The organism is Mesorhizobium sp. M7A.F.Ca.AU.001.01.1.1, assembly GCF_004022735.1.
GTDB classification, from domain to species: domain Bacteria; phylum Pseudomonadota; class Alphaproteobacteria; order Rhizobiales; family Rhizobiaceae; genus Mesorhizobium; species Mesorhizobium ciceri.
This window is the reverse complement of sequence record NZ_RZPF01000923.1, coordinates 1-2147: the sequence shown is the minus strand read 5'-3', so window position 1 is coordinate 2147 and position 2147 is coordinate 1. Positions and strand designations below refer to the sequence as shown.

The following is a 2147-nucleotide window of genomic DNA, read 5'->3' as shown; positions in this document are numbered from 1 at the left end:
ATCCGACCACGCTTGGGCCTGACTTTGAGGATCACTTCGGCGATTTTGCGATGAAGGTGCCTGTGGCAGAGAACGTTAGGATGTGGAGCAACAGTGTGCTCCAAAAATAATCAAGAAACGCGCCGAGACCGCGACTCGAGCCACGAGCCGATCGATCAGGATCCCCGTGGGGTATCGAGAATTTCGGCGCAGCGCACCGCGGTCATGATCGGTGCCAATGACGCGTCTGTTAGAAGCACAACCGGCGCAATCTGGGTTTCCTCCACCGGCCACCAATCGCTGATTCCGCCCCTTATGACCGCCCATGCATCGTCTGAGCGCCCGGCTTTGGCCAGCGCGGCGGCGAGGAACACCACGTTGTCGAAAATACCGGGCAGGGTGTTGTCTTTTTCAAACATCTGCACCGCACCCTCATGATACTCATAGACACGCGCCAGTCCGATCATATGATCGGCCCGTGTCTGCGGATCCGAAAACTTTTTCTTGCTGCCTTCAACCTTCGCCACCGCCTCAGCAAAGCGAACTGCGCCACCAAGCTGCACACCCTGCGGTAAGCGAAAATCCTCCGAACCGTGTGATGCGGCGAACGCAGCCAGCCTTGCGAGTATCTTCAGAAGATCGGGATCGCCCTTCTTTCCCAAACTGCGGCGGCCGATCTCCGCTGTCTTTGCGGCTCGATCCCAGCTTTCGGTTTGGCGTGCCGCTAGCGAGCAAAGCGTGATCTGATCAATCTGGACGTCGAACGTCTCGAATTGGTCTAGTGCGGCGACGGACGTCTCGACATGTCCGAGCACTTCGTGCCATTGACCGCGGTACGCCGAGATCTCCGCGAGAGCCGCTGCGGCCCGGGCCGTACCCTTCTTCACCAGGTCGGCGAACGCCTGTTCCGCTTCTTCGATGTCCCCACCCAGAGCCTTCTTTTGTGCCGCCTCAAGCTGCGTTAGTTTTGCCATTCGGGAATCTCCGGGTTAAACCTGTGAGCGATGTCGCGATGAAGTTCGTCATCGATTTCAAGAGTGTTGTCTTCGTCGACAAAAAAAGCGCCTTCAGCGTAACACGCGTCAATCGTTTTGATCATTGCCGTAAGGCTCTCATACTCCACAGGCTGCTGGGGCTCCCCATGAATGAAGCCGATTATCTCTGCGGTTTCCTTCTTCTCATGGCCGCATGAGGCGAGGTAGAAATCCCCGCCTCCGTCAGCAAACACCGGAAACCACCCTTTGCGCCACTGCGGTGCGTCCCTTCGTTCCATGAATATTTCGACAGCTTCTTCGAGCGACAGCAGGTAGAAGCCGGGGAAAAAGTAAACGGTGTCCAACTGCTCGCCTTCGTTCACCCTGGTTCCGTCGCGCCAGCGATATAGTTGCTCCAACTCCAACGGAAGCGGGAAAGGCAACCGTGCCTCCCAGGCACGGATGTCCATGGTGGACAGCCCGGGCTGGAGCAGAGTTGGCGTTACGCGTCCGAGACGCGTCAGAAATTGAACGATCCGGTCCAGTTCTTCGATCATTGCAGGAGCCTGACTCTAGATGACTTCCACCCAATATGAATCGCCGTTGCCAATATTGTTGTTCTGATAAAACGACGAAAGTTTGCCGCCTTGGGCGTTCTGCTCCGACACCGGAATCGCCGCGACGGCGGCTTTCGGCTTACCCGGAGGTTTTCCACCCTGGGTCGAAGAGGCGAAGGGAAACTCGTCGAGCGACGTCTTTTTCTTGCCCTTTTTCTCGCCTTTGAGCGCGGCTCGCCGGTTCTTGCGGATGGCGCTTCGGCTTGTCTGGCGCGTCAGCTTCTTCTTGCCGGAAGCGGGCATCCGCTTCCTCATGTTGGCTACCTTGTTAGGAAAGGTTGCCGAATCGAAAACGACCGTAGGCAGCGGGGCTGGATTTGCATTCCCCTGCAGGTCGACCGTATTTTTGTTGTTGTGATATTTCTTGTCGGTGTGGCGGCAGGCGTTCTTGCCATCCATCTTGACGTCGAACGAGTAGAGTATCCAATCTGTTGCCTGTTTGAACGTATTGGATTTGACGCCGCCAACCGTTCCGGGTTCGTCACCCGTACTCATCCCGTATTGCGAGCCTTTGTTAGCAATCATGGCGCCGCCCTTAGCGAAGACGGTTGTCGTGCCATTCTGCAATGTGCTGCTC

The 2147-nt window shown here is 56.7% G+C and carries 3 protein-coding genes; all 3 read right to left on the bottom strand.

What is annotated here, in order from left to right; translation table 11 throughout:
* Positions 1 to 155: 155 nt before the first annotated feature.
* Positions 156 to 953, bottom strand: coding sequence for a hypothetical protein (locus EN884_RS34020; protein WP_013525293.1), 798 nt, complete (start codon positions 951 to 953; stop codon positions 156 to 158).
* Entirely contained in the window at positions 941 to 1510 is a 570-nt protein-coding gene (locus tag EN884_RS34015) for an SMI1/KNR4 family protein (RefSeq protein WP_013525294.1), read from the bottom strand. Before EN884_RS34015 ends, EN884_RS34020 begins: the two co-directional genes overlap by 13 nt.
* A gap of 15 nt (positions 1511 to 1525) precedes the next feature.
* On the bottom strand, positions 1526 to 2147 hold a 622-nt coding region (locus EN884_RS34010; protein WP_128361040.1), incomplete at its 5' end, for a PAAR-like domain-containing protein.

Excerpts from the sequence above, each read along its gene's own strand:
- EN884_RS34020 (WP_013525293.1), bottom strand. The coding sequence starts at position 953 with ATGGCAAAACTAACGCAGCTTGAGGCGGCACAAAAGAAGGCTCTGGGT.
- EN884_RS34015 (WP_013525294.1), bottom strand. The coding sequence starts at position 1,510 with ATGATCGAAGAACTGGACCGGATCGTTCAATTTCTGACGCGTCTCGGA.